The organism is Neomoorella sulfitireducens, assembly GCF_024733845.1.
GTDB classification, from domain to species: Bacteria; Bacillota; DSM-521; order Neomoorellales; family Neomoorellaceae; genus Neomoorella; species Neomoorella sulfitireducens.
This window is the reverse complement of record NZ_JANRHG010000007.1, coordinates 91,381-116,506: the sequence shown is the minus strand read 5'-3', so window position 1 is coordinate 116,506 and position 25,126 is coordinate 91,381. Positions and strand designations below refer to the sequence as shown.

Genomic DNA, 25,126 nt, shown 5'->3' with positions numbered 1-25,126 from the left:
GGGAAAGGAAGTGCTGAAAAACATGGTTTTCCTTACAGGCGCCGGGTTAAATAATCCGGCGAGGATTGAGGGCTGGCTGGCGGTTAAAGTCTGGGGCGACCTGGCCTGTTTCACCCGGCCGGAAATGAAAGTAGAGCGCGTCTCTTACCCGGTGATGACGCCTTCGGCGGCGAGGGGAATACTGGAAGCCATCTTCTGGAAACCGGAGTTTTACTGGCGCGTGCGGCAGATTGAAGTATTGAAGCCGATTCGTTATTTCTCTATCCTCCGCAACGAAGTAAATAACAAAATGGTCGTATCCACCGCCCAGGGCTGGGCCAAAAATGGCGGTGGTTATTACGCCGACCAGGACCGCGCCCAGCGCCACACCCTGGCCCTGCGGGAGGTGGCCTACGTCATCCGGGCCGAGCAGGTCCCGGCCCCCCACGCCGGGGATATCCACCCGGCCAAATACAGGGACCAGTTCCGGCGGCGGGTAGAACGCGGCCAGTGCTACCATCGCCCCTACCTGGGCTGCCGGGAATTCTCCGCCTTTTTCGGGCCGGCCAGCGCCAATGACAAACCGGTATCCCACACCGAGAACCTTGGCCGCATGCTCCTGGACCTGAAATACAACACCGGCGGCAGCGGTACGGGTAAACCGGTATTCTTCGAAGCCCGTTTGGATAACGGCATCCTCCGGGTGCCGCAGGAGTTGTATGAAGAAATCGGGAGGTGAGTAAGCTACATGCTCTTAGAAAGCCTGCGGGAGTATTCCATGCGTTTGGAGGACATGCCTCCGGTCATGTACATTAAGACCCCCATCCGCTGGTTTATCGACCTGGACGGGGAGGGTAACCTGCTGGGCTTTGTTTCCGCCACGGGATCGAAAGCCAGGGGCAAAGATCGCGGCAAAATGATGTATGCGCCAAACATTTTACGCTCTTCCGGTATCAAACCAAAATTGCTCGCCGATAAAGGCGATTACGTCCTGGGCCTGGCCGACGAAAATTCAAAGCCGGAACGGGTGAAGGAATGTCATAATGCTTTTGTGGAACTGGTGCGCCAGTGCGCCGCCGCCACAAACAAATCGTCCGTCCGGGCGGTCCTGCGTTTCCTGGAAAACTGGGATCCCCAAAAAACAAGCCTGCCTGAAGACCTGGACCCAGGCGATAACCTGACCTTTAGGGTCGACGGCCGCCTGCCCATAGAAGACCCGGATATACAAAATTTCTGGGCCGGTTATACCAATCCTCAGGAAGGAGATACTGCTACCTGCCTTCTTTGCGGCCAGCTAAAAACTCCGGCCGATCGTCATCCTGTGAAAATTAAAGGTATACCCGGAGGTCAAACTTCGGGAATGGCTCTGGTATCAGCCAACGCTGAAGCCTTTGAATCCTACGGCCTGGAAGCATCTCGCATTGCCCCCATCTGCTTTGATTGCGCCGAGCGTTACGGCAAGGCGGCCAACGCATTAATCGAAGACGACGCCACCCATTTGCGCCTGGGCTCCTGCGTTTACCTTTTCTGGACCAGAAAACCATGTAGCTTTTCCATCGCCAGCCTCCTTTCCGATCCCCGCCCGGAGGATGTCAAAGCCCTCCTGGCCTCAGTTTATACCGGCCGCCAGGTCGAACCCGGGGATGACGACCTGTTTTATGCCACAGCCCTGGCCAGCAGCGGCGGCCGGGTGGCGGTGCGTGATTGGCTGGAAACGACCCTGGGCGATGTCAAGCGCAACCTGAGCCGCTTTTTTACCCTGCAGCAGCTGGTCGATCCCCGCGGCCGGGAGGGGCCGCCCCTGGGTTTATATCCCTTAGCCCTGAGTACCGTCCGGGAGGGCAAAGACCTGCCGCCGGCAACGCCGCGGGCCATTTTACGCCTTGCCCTCAATGGCGGCGCTCTCCCTTACTGGCTCCTGTTTGAAGCCGTCAAACGGGCTAAAGCTGAAAAAGGGCGGGAAAAAATAACGCGGCCCCGCGCGGCTTTAATTAAAATGGTTCTATTATCTCAAAAACCAAATTTCACGGAGGGATCTGCCTTGGAAAAACTGGACACGTCCAACCGGAACCCTGCCTATCTCTGCGGCCGCTTGCTGGCCGTCCTGGAAGGGATCCAGAGATCGGCTCTACCGGGAATTAACACCACCATCGTTGACCGTTTCTACGGGACTGCCTCTACGGCGCCGGCCGCTATCTTTAGCAGGCTTTTACGCGGCAGCCAGGGCCACCTGGGCAAGCTGCGCAAAGAAAAGCCCGGCCTTTATTATTACTGGCAACAAGCCCTGGAAAATATCCTGGGCGAACTATCGTCTTTCCCTCCTGTTTTAACCCTGGAGGAGCAGGGCTACTTTGCCCTGGGATATTACCACCAGCGGGCTGCCGCCCGTGAGAGTGCCAGTTCCGGGGAAGACGGGGAATGACCCAATTAGTGTTTATTAAACAAAATTACATTTAGGAGGAGATTGAGATGACCGTTTATACCAATCCCGAGGTACGCCACGATTTTGTCCTGCTGTTCGACGTCCGGGACGGCAACCCCAACGGCGATCCCGATGCCGGCAACCTGCCGCGCCTGGACCCGGAAACCATGCAGGGCCTGGTAACCGACGTCTGCCTGAAAAGAAAAATTCGTGACTGGGTGGACATGACCCGCGGCAACGAAGCTAACATGAAGATTTACGTCCAGCATCACGGCATTTTAAACGCCCAGCACCAGCGCGCCTACGACGCTCTTGGAGAAAAATCTACTGGTAGCAAACAGGACCGTGATATTGTCGAAAAGGCCCGGCAATGGATGTGCCAAAACTTCTATGATATTCGCATGTTCGGCGCCGTAATGACTACCGGCGTTAATTGCGGCCAGGTAAGGGGACCGATGCAGTTAACTTTTGCCCGCTCAATCGACCCCATCGTCCCCCTGGATATCTCCATCACCCGCGTCGCCATCACCCGGGTGGAAGACGCCGCCACCAACGAGGAGGGGGAAGGAGGCAAGGTCACCGAAATGGGCCGCAAAGCCCTGGTGCCCTACGGCCTCTATCTGGGTTACGGGTTTTTTAACCCTCACTTTGCCGCCGACACCGGTGTTAAACCGGCCGATCTTGAAGTTTTCTGGGAAGCCCTCCAGCGGATGTGGGATGTGGATCGTTCCGCCAGCCGCGGCATGATGGCCTGCCGGGGACTTTATATCTTCAGCCATACATCTCCCCTTGGCAACGCGCCGGCGGACAGCCTTTTTAGCCTTATTTCCGTAAGACGTCGAGAAGGGGTTAAAACCGCCCGCTCTTTCAATGACTATGTGGTTACAATCAATGAAAAAGCACTCCCGGCGGGTATTACCCTCAGCCGTTTAGTTGGCTAAAATTAAGACAAAAGGTGGCCCTCATGGAAAGCACAATCCTGCCCGGGTGGGACGACAGCGATATTGTCATGGTTTCAGCCCTGGAACATTACGCCTATTGTCCCCGCCAGTGCGCCTTGATCCATGTCGAACAAACATTTACGGAAAATATGTACACCCTTAAAGGGCGTTTCGTCCATGAGCTGGTCGATAATGAAAGCTGGGAGATGGAGGGCGGGGTGCGCATTGAACGCTCCCTGCCCATCTGGTCCCTGCGCTTAGGGATAATCGGCAAGGCCGACGTGGTTGAATTTCACGGTGATATCCCCTATCCCGTTGAATATAAACACGGTCCCAGGCGCAAACACCATCACGACGATTTGCAGTTATGCGCCCAGGCCATGTGCCTGGAGGAGATGACCGGCAGGCAGGTCCCAAAGGGTGCCATTTACCATCATTCTTCCCACCGGCGCAGGGAAGTTACTTTTGACAGCCGTTTAAAGCAAATGGCTGAGGAAACAATTATCAAAATCCGCAACATGCAGCACAGCAGCGTCCTCCCTGCTCCTGCGGCCGATGATCGTTGCCGGGAATGTTCTTTACAGGAATCCTGCCTGCCGCAGGTAAAAGAAAAAGGGCGTCTGCGCATGCTCCTTGGCGAATTGTTCAGGCATGAAGACAGTACCTGACTCCCGCTGCCACCACTGTATCTATTTTATCTTTCATTTTTTATCTAAGGATTGAAGAAGACAATGCACGTCCTTTTAAATACCCTGTTCCTCATGACACCCCGCACCCTGGTGCGCCTGGATCATGAAACGGTAAAAATAGAGGTGGAAGGGGAATTAAAGATGCAGGTTCCCCTGCATCACCTGGGCAGCATTGTTTGCTTTGGTGATGTTACCCTCACCACGCCGCTGATAATGCGCTGCGCCGAAGACAAACGTTTAATCGTTTATCATGACCAGAACGGTCGTTTTAAGGCCCGTGTGGAGGGGCCGGTATCAGGAAACGTATTCCTGCGCCGCGCCCAGCACCAGGTACTGACTGATAGCAAAATGACAACAGCTATTGCCAGGAATATAGTTGCCGGCAAAATACGAAACGCCCGGCAGGTAGTACTGCGCGGTGCCCGGGAAGCGGATAACGAGGAAGATGCAAGATTTCTTCAAGATACTGCCAGGGAATTGGCGCGGGGACTGGATGCCCTGGCAAAAACGCCTGATCTGGAGCAAATTCGCGGTATTGAAGGTAATGCAGCCCGGCATTACTTTGCAACATTTGACCGTATGGTCAGGGTAAACCGCGAAGCCTTTAGAATCACCCATCGCAACCGGCGACCGCCCCTGGATCGGATGAATGCTTTGTTATCCTTTATATATGCCCTGCTCCTGAATGACTGCCTCAGTGCAGTCGAAGGTGTGGGGCTCGATCCCCAGGTCGGTTATCTCCACGTCCTCCGTTCCGGGCGGCCGGCCCTGGCTTTAGATTTAATGGAGGAGTTCCGTGCAGTCCTGGCCGACCGTTTGGCCCTGACTTTAATAAACCGTCGTCAGGTAGTTGAAGGAGATTTTATCGAACGCCCTGGTGGTGCTGTATATATTAATGATAACGCCCGGAAAGAGATTGTCATTGCTTATCAGAAACGCAAACAGGAAGAAGTATATCACCCTGTCCTGGACCGAAAGGTGCCTCTGGGCCTGGTACCTCATATCCAGGCACGATTACTTGCCCGCGTCTTGAGGGGGGATGCTGAAGAATATTTGCCTTTTATGTACCGGTAAATATATAGCTTTAAGTGTGGTGTAGCGCCTGGCTCCCATAATAGGCGAATGTTGAAACTTAAGTGTGGTGCAGATAACATGTATATCCTAATAACCTATGATGTTTCTACAGAATCAGAAGCAGGAAAAAAACGCCTGCGTAAAGTTGCCCAGGTTTGTAAAGATTTTGGCCAGCGGGTGCAAAAATCTGTCTTTGAGTGCTCGGTTAACGAAACTCAATTTGAACAGCTAAAACACCGGCTCTTGCAGTGCATTGATGAAAAAAGCGATAGTCTACGGATTTACAGGTTACGAGAACCCCCGAAAAAGTACATCCAGGAGTACGGCGTTAATCATACGATCGATTTTGATGCCCCCCTGGTTTTGTAAACCCGCGAACATATAGCAAGGGGTAAAAGGCCGGGAGGTTCGCGATTATTGGTAATCAAGGCCTGAAGCTAATTTTAGGGGCGAAGTATAATGGTGTATAATCAATCAGCCATTAGGTTCGCGCAAAATAATAATTCAGAGGTTGCCCGCCAAGGGTTTTAGCGCGAACTGTTGCGCCCGGCTCCCATGCCGGGCGAGGATTGAAACCTGGGTTTTACGGAGATCCCGACGGGTCCGGAGGAGTTGCGCCCGGCTCCCATGCCGGGCGAGGATTGAAACATGCAGTGCCTGGAATACACTGACGGGAAGCTCCGTTGCGCCCGGCTCCCATGCCGGGCGAGGATTGAAACCTTGCAGATATCGTCCACAATCAGGATGTCACGTTGCGCCCGGCTCCCATGCCGGGCGAGGATTGAAACCTCATACGGCGTTCTGAACTCCTTAAGGAGTTCCTGTTGCGCCCGGCTCCCATGCCGGGCGAGGATTGAAACTTAATCTGCTTATGTAATAACTGTATGGACTTCCATGTTGCGCCCGGCTCCCATGCCGGGCGAGGATTGAAACCAATATTGGCTTCAGCGGGTAAGGGAACTGGAGGCGCGTTGCGCCCGGCTCCCATGCCGGGCGAGGATTGAAACACGTTGAAAGCATAGTTTGTGATAGTTGTTTACGAGTTGCGCCCGGCTCCCATGCCGGGCGAGGATTGAAACCAGGCGAAGAGGAAGACATTAAACAATTGGCGCATGTTGCGCCCGGCTCCCATGCCGGGCGAGGATTGAAACATGTTGCTTGAATGCAATCAAACAACATACCAGGAGTTGCGCCCGGCTCCCATGCCGGGCGAGGATTGAAACCCTTTGGTGTCTTTGCTGCTTGAATGCGATCAAGCGTTGCGCCCGGCTCCCATGCCGGGCGAGGATTGAAACACTAGGGAACACAAATAGTGTTTCCCCGTTATCGCGTTGCGCCCGGCTCCCATGCCGGGCGAGAAAAATTCGTTAGTTATAGGGAGGAATGCAGGTTTATAATGTCATTATACGCTTTTAAGAAGACGTGGTGTGCTGAATCAAGTGGCGCCAGTGGCACCGCAAGCCAGGTAATGGAAGAACTGCTCAATGGGAGCCTGCAATTAAAAAGCTTCTCAACGGGCTGCAAGAAGCAACAATATGAGTGCTATGGTTCGGTGGCCGAGCGAAAATCCTGGACCACTGGTGTAGATCGTAAAATAGAATTTACGATCGTCAAATAAAACTAACCCACTTGTGATAAAATTTCCCCTGAGAGGTGAGGAAAAAGAGGTAGTCAACATGTACAAGTGACAGCGCAATCAAGGCACTACTAGCTCAAGGGGCCGGCATCAGGCAGATAGCCAGGACAGCAGGGGTGTCCAGGCAACGGCACTTCCGCTCTCCCCCTGTTCATGATATAATGCCAATGCAGTCTTTTTCTAAATAGAGGGAGTGCGCTTTAAAAATGCCTGCTCTAAATGAACACCAGCGCCGTCATATTATAGAACTACTGGAACAGGGCGCCGATCTGCCTGCCGATTATAAAAACCTGCTCTTCCCCCCCGAGCGCCAGGAATATGAACTCGTTTATGCCGGTAAGGAACGCGAGGAAGACATCCTTACCGAAACTATGGCCGTGCCCCTGCAACCTGTAAAGACCTTTTTTACTAATGGTCATAACGATGATTGGTGTAATATGCTCATTTTTGGCGACAACTTGCAGGCGATGAAAAGCCTCTTACGATGGAAAGAAACGGGCAGGCTGGCCAATGCGGACAATTCCCCTGGGGTCAGGTTAATTTATATCGACCCGCCTTTCGCCACCAGGCAGGAATACAGAAGTACGCAGGAAGAAAGGGCATACCAGGACAAGCTAATCGGAGCCAGGTTTATCGAGTTCCTGCGTAAAAGACTGGTCTTAATGAAGCACCTGTTGGCCGACAATGGCAGTATTTATGTACACCTGGATGAGAAAAAAAGTCACTACATAAAAGTAATAATGGATGAAATCTTCGGGGAAAGCCGCTTCCAGCGGGAAATCATCTGGCGGATCGGCTGGCTTTCTGGTTTTAAGACGCAGGCCAAAAATTGGATAAGAAATCATGACGTTCTCTTTTTCTATACAAAAAGTGACGACTTCATCTTCAACAAGATTTACCTGCCTTATCCTGAGGGTTATACCAGGCGCGATGGCTCCCCACCTGAGGGGGCAGGTTATCCTGTAGAGGACACCTGGAACTGCTATGAACTGGATCACCTTGATTCTATTCAGATTATGAGCTTTTCCGGGGAAAAGACGGGTTTTCCTACGCAAAAAAATGAAAACCTGCTCGAACGCATTATTCGCGCTTCCTCCAACCCGGGAGATATCGTGCTGGATGCCTTTGCCGGTTCCGGTACTACCCTGGCGGTGGCGGAAAAGCTGGGGCGCCGCTGGATAGGTATCGACAGCAGCAAGCTAGCTATCTATACTATCCAGAAACGCCTGCTAACCCTAAAAAAAGAAATCGGCAACCGGGGTGAACCCCTTACTCCCAAACCCTTCGTTCTTTATAACACCGGCGTGTATGATTATTCCCAGCTCCAGGGCTTTTCCTGGCAGGAATGGCGTTTTATTGCCCTCCATCTTTTTCAGTGCCGGGATGAACCCCACATGGTAGGCGGCGTACAATGGGACGGTTACCTGGGTACCGATGACGTGCTGGTCTTTAACCACCTTCACGGCGGCGGGGCGGTGCTGGACCATATTTTATTGACGAATTGCATGAACAAAGCGGTGACAGGGCTAGTTCCCGTTATTTTATCATCGCCCCGGCAGCGTGCGTGACCTTCCTCGAAGATTATATCACTAAGGGTCGGACACGCTACTACATCCTGCGCATCCCCCATTCTATAATTAACGAATTGCGCAGCCGCCATTCTCAGGCTATTGCCCAGCCTTTAAACGAAAAACTGGTCAATGAGACCGTAAAGGCCGTGGGCTTTGATTTCATTCGTTTGCCCGAGGTCCAGTGTGAATACTTCATTCGAGCCGGGAAAGGGGAGCAGGCCAGCGAAGCGGTGATCCGGATCCTGACTTTCAAAAGTAAAGCTATGGTAAAAGGAGCGTCACAAAAAGGCAACCTGGAAACCCTTTCCATGGTCATGGTGGATTACGATTACGATGGGCAGGTCTTTGCCCTTGATGCCGTCTTTTATGCCGACAAAATTAAAAAGGATGGCTGGGAAGTGCGGATGCCGCTGGCTTCCTTAGGTGACCGGGTGATGATCATCTATGTGGACATCTACGGCAATGAGTACAGGGAGATTAAAATAGCGGGAGATTTTCAACCCCCCGCCCATGCTCTCCTGTTCCACCCATTTGCGGTGCTCCAGCATGGCCTGCAGGAGAGGGTGCCAGGAAACGTAAGCAGGATCTTCAAGCAGGTGCCGGAGCTTGGCGGCATACTCATCGCCGAAGGGTATGCCGACATGTAAATACCTGCTATAAGTGTCTACATCCATGAGATAAGGCTGCAAGTCGGGAATAAAATTGCTGCGGATGTATTCGTAAATGCGGATGCCGCCGTAGTCCATGTCGCCCCAGTGGTAGACCGGGGGCCAGGCGGCGGCTGCAAGAGTTTCCCGGTAATCCTGGAGCCGGCGCAAAAAAAGCTGCACGCCCCGGTGGGGGAAGCCGCCGGTATATACTGCCAAGACGGCAGGACTCCCTGCTGCCGGACACCGGTCATCTCCCCTTTCCCGTACTGTAACTGCCGGCTCGCTCAAATTCCGAACAACCTGGTGGTAACTGGTCAAATTCTCCACCAGGAGAATCCGGGGAGCGGTAACAGACGTTATCTCCATGGCCCGCACCGTGTGGGCGGACAGGCCCAATCCGCCCGGCAGTTCCCCTACATCGAACACCGAGCTTCCCACCCGGAAGGCAAAACCCCCGGCCGCCAAGACCATTTTGGGATTATCGGTCAGGCCGACGCTGTCCAGGTACTCGGCGTCGGTTTCATATTCCTCCGGCCCGTGGGATTTGAGGAGGGCGAGCAGCCGTTTTTTCACCCCCTGCTCGAAGGCCTTGGAATCCCCCAGGACCCGCTGGCTGAAAATGCGCTCCGGTATGCTGTCTTCCAATTCAGGCAGGGCCAGGAGCACCTTGACCAGCCCCGCATACCCCTCCGGGTCATCCAGGTCAAGACCTGCCGAACGTCGCTCTGCTAAGGAAGCGTCTGCCCCGGCCCACCACCGCCGCACCCACTCCCAGGGGTGGGCGGCAAGGGGCGCCAGGACCCGGCGCATCCTGTCTATTCGTTCCGCCCGGGGCTCCAGGCCCGCCAGCTCATAGGCCAGGGGTATGGCATCAAAGTTCAAATACACCTTTTCCACCCGGCGGCCTTCCTGGAAACGGGGCCAGGTGACCTCCACCACCCCGGCATCCGCCAGTTCGGCCAGGGCGGCATGGATGGCTTCCCTTTTACGGTGGTCCATCTCGTCGAAATAATCGCCGGCCAGGGGGCTCTTCTGCATGGCAAACTGGGGCCGCTGCTTGCCCGGTGTCCCGGTTTGAAAGGAGCGGCTGCCTTCATATTTACTGATCAGTAAAGAGAGAATCCTGGACCGGTACTGTTCCCGCAGGTCCCCGCCCGTCCCAGGCATGTCTTATACCCCCTCGCCGCTGCCGCATGTTTTCGACACCCTCCCTGCCTTCGTTTCTGGCGTACTCTTCGTCATAGCCGCCGGAGGGTGTTTCCTTATCTAACCCGGCCGGTTGCTCGACGCTTGCAGTCACTTCTTCCAGGGCCAGGATTTCCTGGCGGCTGACCATGTCCACAAAACAGTGGAACCCGTTGCGGTGCACCAGCAGGGTGGTGTCCACCTCGGGCGCCATGTGCTGCATCTTCTCGTCGGGCACGGCGGCAATGAGCTGCAAATTCATCCGCTTGATGAGCCGGAGGCTGGTCTGGATGCGCTCTTCGTCCATCTTGTTGAAGGCCTCGTCGAATACCACCAGGCGGATGGTCTTGCCCGTGGTATAGAGGTGGTTGAAGGAGGCCAGGATGGCGACGTAAAAGGGTGTCTGGGTTTCACCACCCGATTTTTCCCGCAGCACCTGGGAAAAAGAATAGCGGTGGTCGCCGCTGGTGACCACGATGTCGAAATCCAGGTAGTTGCGGTAATCGGTAAACTCCTCCAGTTCCCCGGCCTCGCCGCGGATGAGCTTCTCAAAAAGCTCATGGAGGACGGCCGCCCGGTCGTCCTCAGGCAGCTCAAAAAGGGAGCCTTGCTCCATTACCCCGGGGTCCATGATCACGTCATAAAAACGCCTGTACCTCTCACTGGGCTTAATCTCAAAGTGGTAGCGGTCCTCGTGGAAGGGGAAGTTTTTCAGGGCGTAGTTGAGCTCGTTGAAATCCCGCCGCGCCGCCTCGATGGCCTCGCGGAGCTTGTAAATAAAGTGGGATTTAAATTCCTCCTCCGACTGCCGCAGGGCCTCGGCCAATTTTTCCCGGTAGCGGGGGATATCCACCGTGGCGATTCCAGCCAGCAGGGACTGGTAGATTTCATTGCCGGCGGCGCCGGGATCGGCGCTGTAGGTGTAGCGCAGGTTGTACTCGTGGCGCATGTCGCGCAGGCGCTGGTACTCCTGCTCCCGCCTGGTGATGTTGCCCTTCTGGCTGTTCTCCCAGTTGATCAGCTTGTTGGCGGCGGGCAAATCCTGCCCCTCTACTTCCCGCCAGCGTTCCTCGGCCCGGGGCAGGAGCTCGACAGGATACTGTTCCCGCCATGCCTGCCAGGAAGATAAAGCTTCCCGCACCTTCTCCTCCTGCAGGTAGAGCTCCGTTCGCTTCTGGTTCAATTCGTTCTCGCGGCTTTTTTTCAGACCGCTGATTTCTATAATCTTATTCGACAGCTCTTTTTCGCGGCGGTCCCAGTAGAAATACTCTTCCTTCAACCGCTCCACCTCTCCCAGGTCCAGCCGCTCCAGCTCGACGGCGAGAACGGTCCGCTCTTCTTCTAGGCGGCGGATGCGGGCCGGCAGGTCCAGTTTTTCGGCCATGCCGGCATAGAGGGATTTCCTGTCGGCCAGCCGCTCCAGCCACCCGGCCATTTCTTCCCGGCGGCGCCGCAGTTTCGCGATCTGCTCCTTCGTTTCCGCCAGCTCCTGGCGCTTGATCTCCAATTGGCGGGCGATGGCCCGGGCGCCGATATAGGGCACGGCGTAGCGGTGTTTCTCCAGCTGCCTGGCCACCAGGTTGTGATAGGACATGCAGGTCCTGGTGATGGCCGTGGCAAAGCGGCGCAGGTCCTGCTCGTCGCGGGCCTTCATCACCCGGCCCAGGAGGTGGTCGATATGGGCCTGGATAACCGGGTTGGCCGTCACCATTTCTTCCGCCAGGGAACCCTCCCGGGCGGTGCCCAGGTACTTTTGTTCTTTCTCGGTATCCACCAGGCCGGCACCCTCAACCTGGTAATTTTTCTTTTCCCGCTCATAAAGGGTCAGGGCCTCTGCAAAACAGTCCGGCGCCACCAGCAGGTCGAAACGCTGGGTGTGCAGGTAGCCCTCGATGGCATCCCGCCAGCTTTCGTCCTTTATATCCATTTCCTCGCAGAAAATCCACACCGGCGAACGCCCTTCAAGGCGCTCTTCCAGCAGATTTTTAAGGTTGACGACGCTCTGGGGGTAGGGCCGCTTTTTATTTTCCAGGTCGCGGATCTGGCCCTCCAGCTCTGCCATTTGCCCCTCCAAATGGGCCAGCCGCTCTTCCAGGCGGCCGGCGGCCCGGGCAAAGCGACCGTATACCCCGGCCAGGAAAAGGCCCGCCTCGCGCACCGCAGCCGCGGTTTCTTCCCCGGGGTGCCAGCCGGGATCACCGGCGGGGAGCAGGCCGGCAAAAAGCTCCCGGACCCGGGCCAGATGTTCCCTCTCCCCCGGCTGCCACTGCCAGTATTCGTCTTCTTCCACTGCCATAAGGCCCGCCAGCAGGGCCTTTTCCCTTTCAACGGTCTGGCGCAAAGCCGCCAGCATCGTCTGCTGCTCTTTCAGTTCCTTATCCAGGCGGGCCAGGCCCTCCTGCAGCTCCTGCTGCCGCCGCTTTAATTCATGTCCCTGCCATTTTTGATATGCTATTTGCGCCTTCTCCCTGGCCTCCTGCTGCCCGGCCCGCGCCAGTTCCAGCTCGCGGCCCAGGCGCTCCACCTCGCTCGCCAGGAAACGGATGCCGTCTTCCAGTTGCTGCTTGAGCTCCGCCTCGCGGGCGTGTCTTAAGCCGCGGATAACGTACTCCTGGACGGCAACCGTCTCCCGCAGGCGGGCAAAGGTTTCATACTGGCGGCAGATTTCCTCCAGCTTCTGCCGCCTTTCTTCCAGGGCTTCCAGCTCGGCCCGGTAGCGCTCGTGAATCTCAAAATTCTGCCGCAGGAGGTCCAGCTGCAGTTCCTTCTCGTCCAGGATATACTGGTAGACGAAGTCGCGCACGTTCTGGATGGGTTTAAAGGAGAGGGCTTTAACGAAAACGGGGAAAAAGCGATCGCTATGCAGGCCCAGGCGGTTTAAAAGGGCCTTCTGGTAGCCCATCTTGCTGCGCTCGAAAATATGGCGGCCGGGCAGTTTCTGGCAGTAGCGGTGAAACTCCTCCCGGTTTTTCCAGCGTTCCGCCGCGCTCCAGAAGTCGAGATCGGAAAGCCGCACTCCCGCCAGGATGAAGTACTCCTCATCAACTGCATCATCGCCGTAAACGTCCATGACAACGCCGATGACAAAAGTTTCCCGCTTCTCCTGGTCGTAAAACTCGGCTACAATATAGCCGGTAAAATCACCTTCCCGCAGGTATTTGCGCTCCTCGCCGCCGGTTTTGCCCCGCAGGTAGCTGATGAGGGAACGCCGCGCCTCGTCGTGAGCTGCCGAGTTGAAGCGGATCTGGCGCTGGTTGGCCACCAGCAGGACCTGCAGGGCATCGATGATGGTCGATTTGCCGGCGCTATTGCGGCCGGCGATAAGGGTCTGCTGGCCGAACTCCAGGGTTTCGTCGTGGAAGTAATGCCAGTTAATCAGCCGCAGGCGGCGCAACCACTTCATCCGGTGCAACCTCCCTTCCCTGCTCGTAGTTAGCTATTTTTTGATGCAACTTCTCCACCGTATCAGCCCGGACAGCGTAAAGAAGGGTGTGGAACAGGCGGAAGGCGCAGTCGTCGGAGCTCAGGTCGTCATCCAGGGGTTCCAGGAGCCTGTACTGGGTGCCAAGGCGTACCAGTTCCTGCAGCCGGGTTTTATTAAAAAGAGGAAGGCGAAAGGCTTCGTACTTGGCCCGGATTTCGTGGAGGGTGGTTACCGGGAATTCGCTCAACGATAGGCCCTGGCGCTTTTCCTGGTAGATAAGCCGGAGAACCAGGAGCCAGATGCTCTCCTCCCGGGTGAGGTTGCGCCGGCATCCCGCTTCTGGCGCCAGGACGAAAATGCACTCGTGGCGGTCGTCAAAGACGATTTCCCAGCCCAGGAACCGGAAAAAATCCTCCAGGGCCTGGCGGTGGCGTCGCGCAACCAGGTAGTGTTCTCTTTCCTGCTCTTTGTTTAGGAAGTTTACGGCCAGCAGGCGGTTGATGACGTCCCGCAACCGCTCCCTGTCCTGCTCGCTTATATTTTCTCCCGGGCCAAACACCGGCAATCACCGCCTTCCCTGCTCTTTTGCCGTCGTCATGTTATATACCCTTGCCCTGCTTTCAAACGGCCCGCCGTTTCCCGGGCCTGTCCACCCTGATGACCCGCCGGTCGGAAAAACGGTAACCGCCTATATCGAGAATGCGGTTTTCGCCGCCCGCCACCAATTGATAGCCCGCCAGGCCGTCGTAGCCGTAAAGGTAAACATAGAGAAGATACAGGAATTCCTCCATGTTTTGGGGCACCAGCTCGGCAATGCCCATCTCCCGGCGCGTCCCCATCCGGCCCAGGACATAGGCGCCCACCTTTTCCCGGGTTACGGCCTGCCGTACCCGCTCCAGGCTTTGTTCCTTAAGCTGCCTTTTGAGTTCCTCCGGCACGGCCACCACCACCACGGGTTCCGGTTTATGAGGCGCCCGGCGCCGCCGCGGTGTGTAGAGGGACTGCTCATTTACAAGATTTAAGCGCATCAAATTGAAAAGGCCGGCCAGGCAGGATTCCATCTCGAAGTTGCCCTCCCTGATGCCTGCCGCCGTCCACTCCAGGATGTGCGCCAGGTAGCGATCGACGCTGGAGCTGTGCTGGCTTAAATACCGGGCCCGTTCATAAGAGGCTCGCAGGTACTGGTTGTGGCGCAAATCGATCTGGTAAAACATCTCGTCCAGGCTGCGGTAAATCTCCTCGATATCCATCAAAGCGCGACGCATCTCACCGGCGGCCTCTTCCCTATCGGTAAAAAACTCGCTGCGCAGGGCGTCTTCCACGGCCCGGGCCATCCATTCCGGGTCCAGGAGCCACTCCTGCACCGTGGTGAGGATCCGCTGCCGGTACCGGGAGACGTGGTCGGAAGTCTTGAGGCGGTGGTAGCTGCGGTCGATGATGTGGGCCTTGTATTCTTCAAAATGGTGGTCCAGCACTTCCTGGATGGAAGTTTTGGCCACCACCTGCTCCATATGGTGCTTCATGTTGTTGACCAGCGCCCGCAGTTCTTCCAGAAATTCCTGGGTTATCCTGTGGGCCTCCAGGATGGCAAAGCCGGGCCTTAAGCGTGCTTCCTCGCCGGAAAGGAGCTGGTAGGTGACGAAGGCGAAGCGCTGGTACTCGACAACCCTGTTCTCGCACAACTCCTGAAAGACTGCCAGCAGCCTACTGGCATAGCGGGGCAGGACAATATAGCGGCGGAAATTATCCCGTACTTCCACCTGGATCCATTGCAGCCTGTCCAGGCGGCGCAAAAGGGCTCCGGCCTTGAGCCTTGCCAGATCCTCGCCGCCTGCTTCTTGAATCGTTCCGGGAGGCACCCGCTCCTCATCTTCCTCCACCTCATAGATGACGCCTTCTTCTTCCCGGCTCTCGATCAGCTCCTGCATCAAATCCCGCATAACCTCATACTGGATACCAAAGCGGTTGATCCGGTACTGCTCATAAAGAAGAAGGAGGGCCTCGGCGTAAATTTGCCGGTTGCGGCCGCTGAAAACCTGAAAAAGACGCTCCGGCAACACCTCGAAAAGCTTCAACAGGCAGACCCCCGGTAATTACTAGGCAATCATCGCCGGTTCTCCACTATTCCTTACCTGCCGTATGCTATTCGACATTTTTAAAGGAAAATCCTCGTCTGACACCCATCACCGCAGTAAATAATAATGGCGCCTCCTTTTACTCATCCCGGAGGCACCATTAGCGTTTATTTCTGTAATAGACGTTGTAAAGGTGGCACTACCTGTTTTTTGCGGGACATAACTCCAGGTAAAAAGATGCTGTCCGTCCCGGGGGCAACATTAAAAGCCCGTTCCACGGCCCGCGCCTGGGGCCCGGTGAATAGCAGCTCCGTACCGTTACGCATCAAATCAGTGACCATCAGGACAACTAAATCATAATTCCTCTCTACCTGAAGCTTTTCCAGTTCGGTCTTGAGTTCCCGGCGGTCGACCGGCAGGGTACCGGAATCGATAATTTCAATCTGACCAATGCCGATTCTGGTGCCGCCGAAGTTGAAGTTTTTAAAATCCTCCAGGATAATCTCCCGTCCCGAGCGACCCACCAGGGAAGAGCCGGCCCGGAACATTTCCCGGCCAAAATCATTTACGTCTATTCCTGCTATCCCGGCCAGCCACTCTGCCTGTCCTTTATCGGTTAAAGTGCTTGTCGGCGATTTAAAAAGCAGGGTGTCGGATAAGATAGCCGCGCACAGGACGCCGGCAGTGCCCTTTTCCGGTTCCAGGCCCTGCTCGCGGTACATCTTGCTGACAATGGTTGCCGTACTCCCCACCGGTTCATTGCGAACCATTACAGGCTCGGCAGTCTCGATATCGGCCAGGCGGTGGTGATCAATGACCTCCAGGATTTTTGCTTCTTCAATGCCAGGTACGGCCTGGCTCTTTTCATTATGGTCCACCAGGATAACCCTTTTGCCGGGCATGGCCAGCAGGTGGTAGCGGGCAATTAAACCCACAAAGCAGTGGCCGTCATCGACTACCGGGTAATTGCGGTAACGCGTGTCCAGCATGGTCTGGCGAACTTCCATGATAAGATCGTCCTGATGAAAGACCACCAGGTTATCCCTTTGCATCACCTTGCCAACGGGCTCATCCATGGGAACTTTACCCGTATCCCAGGCTTCCAGGAGTAACCTTGCCAGGTCCCCAACGGTAAAAAGGCCCAGCAAGTGCCGGTCATTATCGACAACAGCCAGGGTTTTAACACCGTGCTGGCGCATAAAAATACCTGCCTGGCGCACAGTGGCTTCCGGAGAAATAAAGAGAAGCCCGCCGTCCAGGACGTCCTTTACCCTGGTACGGACATCTTCAATTAAAGGCGGGGCAGGGATATTGAAATAAGATAGGACAAACTCCGTCTCCCGGTTAAGCCTGCCGCACCTGGCGGCCTGGAAACCTCCCTGCTGCAGCTCATTCTTTAAAGAGGCGTAACCAATGGCCGCAGCAATAGAATCCGTATCCGGTCGCTGGTGCCCTATTACCAGGATTTCTTTCCCCACGTTCTAAATCCCCCTTAATAGGACTTCCCTGTTCTTTTATCCCCGGGATAGATTAAGCCCGTACACCCTGGCTTTGTACAGCCTTTTTAAATTTTATTGCAAGAAGCATGAAAAAGCAATGATCCGCTGCGGCCTGATCCTAACGACCGGCCGCAGCTGTAAGGGCAGCAAGTATGGCCCCTTTTCTTTATAAAACGCCTATACTGTGATATACTTAATTGTTCACCCTGAGGTAGGCTGGTAAAATAAATAAATGAAAATAAAGCAGGAGGAATGTCCATGGAAAGGGCGCCAGAGGCCCTGGCGCGGCTGGAAAAAGTGCCGTTTTTTATCCGGTCAAAGGTTAAAAAGCAGGTTGAAGATTACGTGCGGGAAAGGGGCGGCCGGATAGTGACCGACGCAGACGTAACGGCAGCCCGCCGGGTCCTGGCAGGTAAGAGCTAAAGCCTCTTTTGTTAATGGTTAATGCATCAGCACTGACTAATATCTTTAACCACAAGAGTTTCAAGCTGATCGACAAATAATTTTACTTCATCAAACCAGGGAGCAACAATATCTGCTTCAAATTTAACCAGGTCGGCATAATCAGCTTTTGGCGGGCATCGAACAGCCTGTTATATAATGTTCCGGTCGAAGGGTTAACCAAACCAGTTTTTACGATCTTTTGGTGGAAAAGCGAACGGATACCTGAATGTTTGGCTGACGAGTAACCCTTTGCAAGGAGAATAGCAAAAACAGCGTAGAAACAGGCATAATATAACCGATTAACGGAAGTACGTATATGGCCTTCTGAAAAAAGCAATTCCCTTCAGTTATAGCCTCTTTAGCGCGTTCCATCCTGTATAGGATTAACTGCTTAATTTCTTCTTTCACAGAACTATCCCCTCACGTCTTACATTCTGGGTAAAAGGCATGGCCTGGTATAGAGGGGAATTCCACTCCTGTTCGCTAAAAACCGCTATTGATAAAACTGCTCCTGTCTCTAACTCTACCGGGTAAAGTTTCTCGCGGATTGCATCTTCAAGGTGCCAATTTACAAGTCCTTTAGTAAGGATGTAAGCGTCAAATACAACCCACCTTTGCCGAAGAAAAAATAACCCCCACCTATCACCTAAGTGGGGGCTATAACAACCTTAATTATTCATCCGGCAGACAGGGGGCAGGTTTTTCGACCACGGCAGGAGTTCATCCAGGGCATCTTTGTCCTCAATGTCCAGGTTGGGAAGTTTTTCAAAGAGGAATATGAGGTACTGGAAGGAATTTAACCCATTTTCTTTTGCCGTTTCTATAATGCTGTAGGTAATGGCGCTGGCTTTGGCACCACGCGGGGTGTTGGCAAACAACCAGTTCTTGCGGCCGATGACAAAGGGCTTGATTGAGCGCTCGCTGCGGTTGTTGTCCAGTTCCAGGCGCCCGTCCTGTAAAAAGGCGACGAGTTTATCCCATTGGTCCAGGCAATAATAAACCGCCCGCCCAAAGGCACTTTTGGGCAGCACCTGCGCTTTCTGCTTCTTAAGTCATGTTAAAAATTCGTCCAGCACGAACCGGCAGGGGTGTTTGCCGGCCCGGGTAGTCTGGTAATCGTAAAGGACAATTGACGGTCCTCCCCTTCCGGTACGGTAAAGCCAGAGATATGATTTGGCGGTAGCTTCCCTTCCGGGTTCCTGCAGCACCTGTAAGGTCGTCTCGTCGGCATGGAGAATGTCTCTTTTGCTGCTCAGGTAAAGGTTCAGCACGGGAGGCCGTCGAGCAGCCAGCGCAGTTCCCGGCGGCTTATGGTGATGGTGGAAGAAGCGGTTGCAGAAAACGAAAAGGCAAGAAGAGAAGGGGTCCAGCTCAAACCCTTCCTTGACCAGCACCGCTAACCCGTCAATGGACTTGCGCAAGTCAGTGGCGCCGCAGGCGAGATAAACCCGGTCGATGCCAGCTTCATTTAGCATATCGCTACCAGCACCCGGACTACCTGGGCTAGCAAGGCGGGATCAAAACCGGGTCTTACCTCGATGCTGGCCGGCCCTACATTAACCAGTAAAGCGTGGCCCTTTTCTATAGATGCCTGCTCGGTTATTTTTACCGGCAACCACCGGTCTGATTTACCCGGGGAAACTGCGTCCTGGTCTTTATACTTCCGCAGCCAGTACCATAATTGTTTGGGGTTAATGTCTTTATGGATAGCGCACCATTCCCTGACGCTTTGCCCACTTTTCTTGTATTCGGCTATCCGGGTTTCCCATAGTGCTTGCCGTTCGGCTTTGGTCATAAAAAAACCTCCTCAGCTTGTTTTCTGAGAAGGATTATCCTATCCCCTATGCTTGGGGGTGGTGCCGAAGTGGGTTGTATTTGACGCTTACTCTTCCGCAAGCTTTTCAATTCGTTCAACACGGCGGGCGCAAGCAATTAAATTTGCACCCTCTTCCGCAAAACGCAATGCGGCACCGTAACCCACTCCAGAACTCGCACCCACCAACAAACATGATCTTCCACTTAAAATACCCATAAAATCACTCTCCTTCGTTAATAGTTAATTCTTAAGCTTGCTGTGCAGCCTGGTTAGATTGTGCTTGCGGTACGCTCTCCAACTTTTTGAGAGGCAGTGCAAAGATAATAACTGCCACTGCAGCACCGGCTGCAATCCATAAACCTATAGGCATTCCGTTCATCGGGCCAAATGCTGTGATTACCGCTGTATATATGGAAATACCAATTGCCGAACCAAGGTTTTGTGCAAGCTGAACAACAGAGTTGCCTTGCTGGCGGATCTCCGGTCGGATCTGGATCTGGGGTGCGACCGCCGGAGCTACACCACCTGCGGTGCTGTAGAAACCGGCCAGGAATGTAAGAATATAAACAGTAATAAGCGGAGTAGTTGGTTTGAGCAAAAAGATAATCGCAACAGTTACAATGACTCTAAGGACACCACTAAACCAAACTAAGACAGTTCGGCCATTCCCTGCCACGGCAATCATCCGTCCCAGGATCGGCCCCATAAACAACCCGGCAATGGAATAGAAAGATATTGCAGCTCCGGCTGACAAAGGGCTTTGTTTCATGACGTACAAAATATAGAGGGGCAGGAAGAAAAAAAGAGCCATTGTTGAGAGGTTGCCAAAAAAATTCGCCGCCGCCAGACAAACTGTATTCCTGTCTGTGAGTACGGTTGAAGGAATAAAGGCATCGGCTCTCTTTTCCTTAACGACAAAGATTAAAACTAATAAAGCAATGAACGAAAGGGCAAGCAGGGCATTGTTCTGTATGCTGCCAAAGGGCGCAATTTTACCGAGGGATAAGGCTAGAACTAAAGCACCTAGGAACACAGCCACCGAAAATGCTCCGGGATAATCAAACTTGCCAATAGAACGGGCCATGGACTTGGCTTCTTCTTTCGAAACCTTGCAGCCAAAAAACATAAGCAAACCTGAAAGCGCAAAAAGCGGGGAAATAATAAAGTTAACAACACGCCAACCTGCAATTTGAATAATCATCCCGGTCAGAGTCGGGCCAATGAGCATGCCCAGGCTCTGCATAGTTCCTACTATTCCCAGATAGATTCCGGCCTGCTTCTGATCGTACATATCCCGGATCAATGAATAACCAAGGATATAGATGGACGGGCTGTACATAGCCAGTAAAGTAGAAGGAAGGACTATGACCCACATATTCGGGGCTATACCGCGCAGGAATATACATGCGGCAGCTACAAGGAGGGACACTGTGAAAAGAATGCGCCTGCCGGCAGGGTTTGCAGCGGCAAAATAACCATATAGTGCCATCAATATGATACTAACCACACCGCTGAGTGTCATGGCCAAAGAATAAAATTCAATGCCGCCGATTTCTTTTGCCGCTACCGGGAGCAAAGTGGAGGCACCTGAAGATACTAAGATTGAAGTAACTATTGCTAGGTACACAGCAATAACTGACATTATTTTTTTCCCAGGTGGGTTTGCTTGGAATGGATTCATAAACATTCACCCCTCCTCTTAATTTTTTTGATAATAGAACTACGCCCTAGATAGTAATCTCATAACCTATTTTTGTTGATGATGTGATAGATCACCACGAGCTGACGCTGGCAGGAGAAACATAGTTATTGCCAAGCAGCTTTTCGCGGAAAGCAACATTAAGTTCATCGAGAGTCCAGAGAGCTCCTTTTTTAGAGATCTCGGAAGCGTATGCGGGATCTGAATAATGTTTGATAATACCTGAGGCATAAATGGCGAATACGCGACCGGTGATGTAAGAAGCTTCCTCAGTGCACAGGTACGCGATAGCGGGACCGATGCCGACAGGGTCGCCGTGATTTTCCTCAACCATCTTTAAGATTTTAGGGTCGAACTCTTTGCCTCCAGTTTCTTTCGCGTCGCGAACCATTTTGGCGAACTCAACAGTGTGTGCGGGAGAGGCGCCCTGGGGGCAAAAGGCGTTGACGGTGATACCAAAGCGATACAGCTCCCTGGCAGCGGCCCAAGTCATACCGACAATTCCGGCATTGGCGGCGCAGTAAGCGATGTTGCCGGGCATACCAGTCCAAGCTTCAGAACTTGTGTTGAGGATACGGCCGAAGCCTTGCTCAATCATATGCGGTACGGCGAAGTGCATCAGGTTGAAAGAGCCCTTTAGTTTCGCTTTAGTAAGTAATTCCCATAATGCTTCGTCGGTGGAGACAACGGAACCCGTGCCCATGCCGCTAGCGTTGTTTACGATGATGTCGATTCTGCCAAAGGTGTCGATCGCAAAATTGACCATATTTTCAGCGGTTGCCCAATCGGAAACGTCGCCATAAAAAGGAGCCGCTTCGCCACCTTCTGCCTTAATCAGCTCGGCAGTGCTCCCTGCGTCACCGACTTGTTCAAGCATTTTTTTCCACACGTCCTCAGGTATGTTCTCTTTTTTTTTATCCAAGGAGCCAGAACCTGGCTTTCTGTTGTTGGTAATGACCTTGGCACCTTCACATGCCAAATAAACAGCAATGCCTCTGCCGATGCCTTGGCCTGAACCCGTTACGATTGCGACTTTACCTTTAAGTTTTTTTGCCATTTGCTTTATCCTCCTTTTCAATAAATGATTGTACTGCAAAAACCTTTCAGTAGTTATCCTGGTGGGTAATTTACCTGCTTTTGGGGCTTAAAAGTGGAAACGCGTCCTATAAAATTGGTCTATAAATCCCTCCCGGTGGAGCTTATTACGAGGAAAACAGTTACGAAAACCACTTTTTGCAGGAGAATCATTTTTGTATTCCCCATCTCGCCCCTCCATCGACAACTACTGTTGCCCCGTGCATATAGTTGCTGATTTCCGTGCACAGCATAAAGACAACCCGAGCTACATCATCCGGATCTGTCGTCGGAGCCGAAGGATGGGTTTTAGACAATTCAATAATCTCCGGCGGACGTTTTATACTCATTCCACCCACAGTCAACATGCCGCCCGGCGCTACACAATTGATATTAATGCCAAGAGGTTTCAATTCCTTTGCCAGTGACTGCGTGATTCCTACAACGCCGGATTTAGCAGCTACGTAATGTATCATGCATCCATATGTTGGTTCCGCGGAAAATCCTGCCACAGATGCGACATTTACAATTTTGCCTCCTCGTCCCTGCCTAACCATTTGCTTGACAACTGCCTGGGTGAAAAATAACGTGCCTTTTAAATCCGTATCAACCGTATCATCATATGTTTCTTCCGTTAGATCTAAAAACTTGACTTGACTAAAGATGGCGGCATTATTCACCAGGATATCCACCCCGCCGAATTCTTTTACTGTAAAGTCTACTGCAGCCTGGATTTGCGGGATATAACGGACATCAGTTCTGATGAACTTTACGTTGTAATTCTTGGATTTAAAAAATTCAACTGCTGCATTCGCATATTCAATGGCAATATCTGCTATAACAACGTTTGCACCTGCTTCGCACAACCGGTTAACAACACAAAAACCCATTCCCATGGCCCCGCCGGTCACAATTGCAACCTTACCGTTTAATTCCAAAATATCCTTCATAGGCTTCGCATTCTTCCCGCCTCGAATTTTCATGCCAGGGGCTAATTCGACTCCATTGATATCGATACCTAATAATCTTTGATACATACCGTCAAACGTATATAGGTTTTCCATAGCACTACCTCCTCCTTTAATTTAACTTAATATAATTATTTGATTACCGATTTTCCGCTCTGCTGCACCACCTGGCCATTGACGGTCAGGGTAATGATGGCCAGCATGCGGAACATAAAAAGAGCCTGCTTGGCTGATTTAGCGAGCCTTTCCTGCTGGCAGACGCCAGGGGCTGGAACTGTTCCTCGGGGAAGCTGAAGATGAATTCCCTGTCCTTGCAGGCAAGCGGCCCCAGGAACTTCATCTTTTTTCTGAGCAGTGCGGCCATATTAAACTTAGTCATCATCGCCCGGTCGCCGATGATTAAAAAAGTCTTTTTTTGAGCCGCTTTTTCAGCGTCTCCAGGTTCTTTAAGGCCTCTTCCTGGTCGGAAGCGTTGCCGGGGAGGAGGCGGTGGTATAGGGGAATGCCCCCTTGGCCGTCACGTTCAGCTCCACCACCGCCTGCTTCTTGTCCTTCTTCTGGTCACGACTGTAGCCGAGCCTGATCAGTTCGCTCCTCAATGTAGTCCCCTTCAAAGTAGAAAGAGGTGAGGTCCCAAAGTATCTGGTCTGTATCGATTTTGCCGAAGCGGGAAAGAACGCCGAGCACGATGGCTTCTTCGATATTGTTTTCGTAGGGAGCAATTGCATCCAACGCCCTTCCCACCCTGTCGTCGTTCAGCTTATCAGGCGGTATCCCGTATAGCTTCAGAATGCCTCTTGCCTCAGCCCATTCTTTAATGTATAGAAGCGGGCAGGAATCGTTTAGACGGTTTAGAACCAGTTGCTCGATTACCTGGACATGGGTCACCCTCCCTCGACATCACGTTCCATTGGCACGATCCTGTCCACGATATTCTTGTGGTTCTCCTTTCCGTCTCGGTTCCCTGTTACGCGTGTCTCTCCGCACTGTCCACAGGCGGTTGCGCGATGATTACGCCTTCTCCAGCATGTCCAGGAACTTCTCGAGCTCTTCTTCCTTCATGCCGTAGCCGTGCTCCGGTTGGGGATATCCGCCGGATTTCACATCTGCGGCGAACGCGCCGATCGCCCCGGCAGCAAACTCAAAGTAATTGGCGTATACTTTGGCATGGCTGCCCATGCGGTCCTTGGGCATCATCCCGAACATATCAAAGTGTACCAGCTCAGAACCGTCCGCCGCACCGCCGGCGGCAACAGCGATGACAGGAATACGCAGCTTCTTGGCGATGGCGTCGGTGACCTCCCGGGGCGTCAGCTCGATGGTCATGGCCATCATGCCGTTTTCCTGATACTCGTAAGCCTGACGGTAGATCTCCATGGCGGCCTCTGCGGTCTGGCCGCAGCGCTTGTAGCCGCCATGCCGGCTGGTCTGCCATCCTGAGAGAGTGCCCACATGGCCGAACACGACAACGTGGTTGTCAGCCAGGTACTTCAAGGTTTCCAGATTGATGCCCATTGGCATCACGCTGTCGGCGCCTTCTGCCATCAGGATGGAGGCATATTCCAGAGCCTTATACTTGTTTGCATACATTGGAGTCTGCATATAGCAGTTCAGGTGGATGTAAGGAGCCACCCGGCGCAGCTCTCTCGTCCACCATGGCAAATTTTCGATACGCTGCTGGATAGTTTCGCCGGGAGAGGTGTACCTGACCACATCCACACCAGCCATCTCGGCTGCCATGGTCCAATAGGGGTCAAGGCTGGCCGGGCAGTACTGAACGATCTTCTCGCCATTATCTTTCTTCTGCTGAAGATAGGCAATGGTTTTTCTGCCCTTTTTCATCAGAGATGATTTTACTGCTTGCTTATCGCTGTCCTCAATAATGACGTTCCCGGTTTTTTCTTCTGCCATGGTTTGTTCCTCCTTTTTATTATTGATTTTTCCAGCAAGTTTACTATATCAGAAGAAAAATTCTCTTTG

Annotated in this window: 22 protein-coding genes, 2 pseudogenes and 1 CRISPR repeat array; of the genes and pseudogenes, 9 read left to right on the top strand and 15 right to left on the bottom strand. The window is 53.3% G+C overall.

Annotated features, from left to right (window positions below):
* Positions 1 to 22 precede the first annotated feature (22 nt).
* The 8 genes from cas5c to NWF31_RS08850 all read left to right on the top strand — a co-directional run bounded on the left by cas5c (position 23) and on the right by NWF31_RS08850 (position 8,309).
* Positions 23 to 718 (top strand): type I-C CRISPR-associated protein Cas5c, encoded by a 696-nt coding sequence (gene cas5c, locus NWF31_RS08885; protein WP_258360150.1) that lies wholly within the window; start codon positions 23 to 25, stop codon positions 716 to 718.
* Between the two features lie 9 nt (positions 719 to 727).
* Entirely contained in the window at positions 728 to 2,401 is a 1,674-nt protein-coding gene (gene cas8c, locus NWF31_RS08880) for a type I-C CRISPR-associated protein Cas8c/Csd1 (RefSeq protein ID WP_258360149.1), read from the top strand.
* A 47-nt stretch (positions 2,402 to 2,448) separates the two neighbouring features.
* Positions 2,449 to 3,342, top strand: coding sequence for a type I-C CRISPR-associated protein Cas7/Csd2 (gene cas7c / locus NWF31_RS08875; protein ID WP_258360148.1), 894 nt, complete (start codon positions 2,449 to 2,451; stop codon positions 3,340 to 3,342).
* A gap of 23 nt (positions 3,343 to 3,365) precedes the next feature.
* Positions 3,366 to 4,010 (top strand): CRISPR-associated protein Cas4, encoded by a 645-nt coding sequence (gene cas4, locus NWF31_RS08870; protein WP_258360147.1) that lies wholly within the window; start codon positions 3,366 to 3,368, stop codon positions 4,008 to 4,010.
* A gap of 63 nt (positions 4,011 to 4,073) precedes the next feature.
* Positions 4,074 to 5,105, top strand: coding sequence for a type I-C CRISPR-associated endonuclease Cas1c (gene cas1c / locus NWF31_RS08865; RefSeq protein WP_258360146.1), 1,032 nt, complete (start codon positions 4,074 to 4,076; stop codon positions 5,103 to 5,105).
* A 78-nt stretch (positions 5,106 to 5,183) separates the two neighbouring features.
* Positions 5,184 to 5,474 carry a CRISPR-associated endonuclease Cas2 gene (gene cas2 / locus NWF31_RS08860; RefSeq protein ID WP_258360145.1) on the top strand — a complete coding sequence of 97 codons (291 nt, stop codon included), beginning with the start codon at positions 5,184 to 5,186 and terminating at the stop codon, positions 5,472 to 5,474.
* A gap of 170 nt (positions 5,475 to 5,644) precedes the next feature.
* Positions 5,645 to 6,400: a CRISPR direct-repeat array (repeat unit 37 nt; unit sequence GTTGCGCCCGGCTCCCATGCCGGGCGAGGATTGAAAC).
* 101 nt (positions 6,401 to 6,501) lie between these two features.
* Entirely contained in the window at positions 6,502 to 6,723 is a 222-nt protein-coding gene (locus NWF31_RS08855; RefSeq protein WP_258360144.1) for a hypothetical protein, read from the top strand.
* Positions 6,724 to 6,947: 224 nt separating this feature from the next.
* Positions 6,948 to 8,309, top strand: coding sequence for a DNA methyltransferase (locus tag NWF31_RS08850; protein ID WP_258360143.1), 1,362 nt, complete (start codon positions 6,948 to 6,950; stop codon positions 8,307 to 8,309).
* Between the two features lie 422 nt (positions 8,310 to 8,731).
* Here the strand turns inward: NWF31_RS08850 and NWF31_RS08845 are convergent, their stop codons facing one another.
* The 5 genes from NWF31_RS08845 to NWF31_RS08825 all read right to left on the bottom strand — a co-directional run bounded on the left by NWF31_RS08845 (position 8,732) and on the right by NWF31_RS08825 (position 17,124).
* Entirely contained in the window at positions 8,732 to 10,129 is a 1,398-nt protein-coding gene (locus NWF31_RS08845; RefSeq protein ID WP_258360142.1) for a Wadjet anti-phage system protein JetD domain-containing protein, read from the bottom strand.
* Positions 10,062 to 13,550 carry an ATP-binding protein gene (locus NWF31_RS08840; RefSeq protein ID WP_258360141.1) on the bottom strand — a complete coding sequence of 1,163 codons (3,489 nt, stop codon included), beginning with the start codon at positions 13,548 to 13,550 and terminating at the stop codon, positions 10,062 to 10,064. The genes NWF31_RS08845 and NWF31_RS08840 overlap by 68 nt, the downstream gene beginning before the upstream one ends.
* On the bottom strand, positions 13,519 to 14,130 hold the full coding sequence (locus tag NWF31_RS08835; protein ID WP_258360210.1) for a DUF4194 domain-containing protein: 612 nt from the start codon (positions 14,128 to 14,130) through the stop codon (positions 13,519 to 13,521). Before NWF31_RS08835 ends, NWF31_RS08840 begins: the two co-directional genes overlap by 32 nt.
* A gap of 61 nt (positions 14,131 to 14,191) precedes the next feature.
* Positions 14,192 to 15,646 (bottom strand): Wadjet anti-phage system protein JetA family protein, encoded by a 1,455-nt coding sequence (locus tag NWF31_RS08830; protein ID WP_258360140.1) that lies wholly within the window; start codon positions 15,644 to 15,646, stop codon positions 14,192 to 14,194.
* Between the two features lie 167 nt (positions 15,647 to 15,813).
* Positions 15,814 to 17,124 carry a putative manganese-dependent inorganic diphosphatase gene (locus tag NWF31_RS08825; protein WP_258360139.1) on the bottom strand — a complete coding sequence of 437 codons (1,311 nt, stop codon included), beginning with the start codon at positions 17,122 to 17,124 and terminating at the stop codon, positions 15,814 to 15,816.
* 279 nt (positions 17,125 to 17,403) lie between these two features.
* On the opposite strand from NWF31_RS08825, the gene NWF31_RS08820 reads away from it, so the two are divergent.
* Entirely contained in the window at positions 17,404 to 17,568 is a 165-nt protein-coding gene (locus tag NWF31_RS08820; protein WP_258360138.1) for a PCP reductase family protein, read from the top strand.
* 82 nt (positions 17,569 to 17,650) lie between these two features.
* On the opposite strand, the gene NWF31_RS14980 is transcribed toward NWF31_RS08820, so the two are convergent.
* From NWF31_RS14980 to NWF31_RS08775, 10 genes and pseudogenes are all read right to left on the bottom strand, one after another.
* Positions 17,651 to 17,926 carry a HEPN domain-containing protein gene (locus NWF31_RS14980; RefSeq protein WP_422880267.1) on the bottom strand — a complete coding sequence of 92 codons (276 nt, stop codon included), beginning with the start codon at positions 17,924 to 17,926 and terminating at the stop codon, positions 17,651 to 17,653.
* 331 nt (positions 17,927 to 18,257) lie between these two features.
* Positions 18,258 to 18,833 (bottom strand): annotated as a pseudogene (locus tag NWF31_RS08815) (IS66 family transposase); the annotation flags it as partial.
* 96 nt (positions 18,834 to 18,929) lie between these two features.
* Positions 18,930 to 19,064: pseudogene (gene tnpB, locus NWF31_RS08810) on the bottom strand (IS66 family insertion sequence element accessory protein TnpB); the annotation flags it as partial.
* Positions 19,058 to 19,384, bottom strand: coding sequence for an IS66 family insertion sequence element accessory protein TnpA (gene tnpA, locus NWF31_RS08805; RefSeq protein WP_258360137.1), 327 nt, complete (start codon positions 19,382 to 19,384; stop codon positions 19,058 to 19,060). The pseudogene tnpB and the gene tnpA, both read right to left, overlap by 7 nt.
* Before the next feature lie 87 nt (positions 19,385 to 19,471).
* On the bottom strand, positions 19,472 to 19,621 hold the full coding sequence (locus NWF31_RS08800) for an SDR family NAD(P)-dependent oxidoreductase (protein WP_258360136.1): 150 nt from the start codon (positions 19,619 to 19,621) through the stop codon (positions 19,472 to 19,474).
* A 31-nt stretch (positions 19,622 to 19,652) separates the two neighbouring features.
* Positions 19,653 to 21,086, bottom strand: coding sequence for an MFS transporter (locus tag NWF31_RS08795; RefSeq protein WP_258360135.1), 1,434 nt, complete (start codon positions 21,084 to 21,086; stop codon positions 19,653 to 19,655).
* A 91-nt stretch (positions 21,087 to 21,177) separates the two neighbouring features.
* A complete protein-coding gene (locus tag NWF31_RS08790) occupies positions 21,178 to 22,161 on the bottom strand; it encodes an SDR family NAD(P)-dependent oxidoreductase (protein ID WP_258360134.1) in 984 nt (327 codons plus the stop codon).
* A gap of 187 nt (positions 22,162 to 22,348) precedes the next feature.
* On the bottom strand, positions 22,349 to 23,242 hold the full coding sequence (locus tag NWF31_RS08785) for an SDR family NAD(P)-dependent oxidoreductase (protein ID WP_258360133.1): 894 nt from the start codon (positions 23,240 to 23,242) through the stop codon (positions 22,349 to 22,351).
* A 465-nt stretch (positions 23,243 to 23,707) separates the two neighbouring features.
* Positions 23,708 to 24,034, bottom strand: a complete 327-nt coding sequence (locus tag NWF31_RS08780; protein ID WP_258360132.1) for a DUF4277 domain-containing protein — start codon at positions 24,032 to 24,034, stop codon at positions 23,708 to 23,710.
* Positions 24,035 to 24,157: 123 nt separating this feature from the next.
* Positions 24,158 to 25,057 (bottom strand): 3-methyl-2-oxobutanoate hydroxymethyltransferase, encoded by a 900-nt coding sequence (locus tag NWF31_RS08775; RefSeq protein ID WP_258360131.1) that lies wholly within the window; start codon positions 25,055 to 25,057, stop codon positions 24,158 to 24,160.
* Between the last annotated feature and the right edge of the window lie 69 nt (positions 25,058 to 25,126).

Coding starts and splice junctions, on each gene's coding strand:
- cas5c (WP_258360150.1), top strand. CDS start 23: ATGGTTTTCCTTACAGGCGCCGGGTTAAATAATCCGGCGAGGATTGAG.
- cas8c (WP_258360149.1), top strand. CDS start 728: ATGCTCTTAGAAAGCCTGCGGGAGTATTCCATGCGTTTGGAGGACATG.
- cas7c (WP_258360148.1), top strand. CDS start 2,449: ATGACCGTTTATACCAATCCCGAGGTACGCCACGATTTTGTCCTGCTG.
- cas4 (WP_258360147.1), top strand. CDS start 3,366: ATGGAAAGCACAATCCTGCCCGGGTGGGACGACAGCGATATTGTCATG.
- cas1c (WP_258360146.1), top strand. CDS start 4,074: ATGCACGTCCTTTTAAATACCCTGTTCCTCATGACACCCCGCACCCTG.
- cas2 (WP_258360145.1), top strand. CDS start 5,184: ATGTATATCCTAATAACCTATGATGTTTCTACAGAATCAGAAGCAGGA.
- NWF31_RS08855 (WP_258360144.1), top strand. CDS start 6,502: ATGTCATTATACGCTTTTAAGAAGACGTGGTGTGCTGAATCAAGTGGC.
- NWF31_RS08850 (WP_258360143.1), top strand. CDS start 6,948: ATGCCTGCTCTAAATGAACACCAGCGCCGTCATATTATAGAACTACTG.
- NWF31_RS08845 (WP_258360142.1), bottom strand. CDS start 10,129: ATGCCTGGGACGGGCGGGGACCTGCGGGAACAGTACCGGTCCAGGATT.
- NWF31_RS08840 (WP_258360141.1), bottom strand. CDS start 13,550: ATGAAGTGGTTGCGCCGCCTGCGGCTGATTAACTGGCATTACTTCCAC.
- NWF31_RS08820 (WP_258360138.1), top strand. CDS start 17,404: ATGGAAAGGGCGCCAGAGGCCCTGGCGCGGCTGGAAAAAGTGCCGTTT.
- tnpA (WP_258360137.1), bottom strand. CDS start 19,384: ATGACCAAAGCCGAACGGCAAGCACTATGGGAAACCCGGATAGCCGAA.
- NWF31_RS08800 (WP_258360136.1), bottom strand. CDS start 19,621: ATGGGTATTTTAAGTGGAAGATCATGTTTGTTGGTGGGTGCGAGTTCT.
- NWF31_RS08795 (WP_258360135.1), bottom strand. CDS start 21,086: ATGAATCCATTCCAAGCAAACCCACCTGGGAAAAAAATAATGTCAGTT.
- NWF31_RS08790 (WP_258360134.1), bottom strand. CDS start 22,161: ATGGCAAAAAAACTTAAAGGTAAAGTCGCAATCGTAACGGGTTCAGGC.
- NWF31_RS08785 (WP_258360133.1), bottom strand. CDS start 23,242: ATGGAAAACCTATATACGTTTGACGGTATGTATCAAAGATTATTAGGT.
- NWF31_RS08775 (WP_258360131.1), bottom strand. CDS start 25,057: ATGGCAGAAGAAAAAACCGGGAACGTCATTATTGAGGACAGCGATAAG.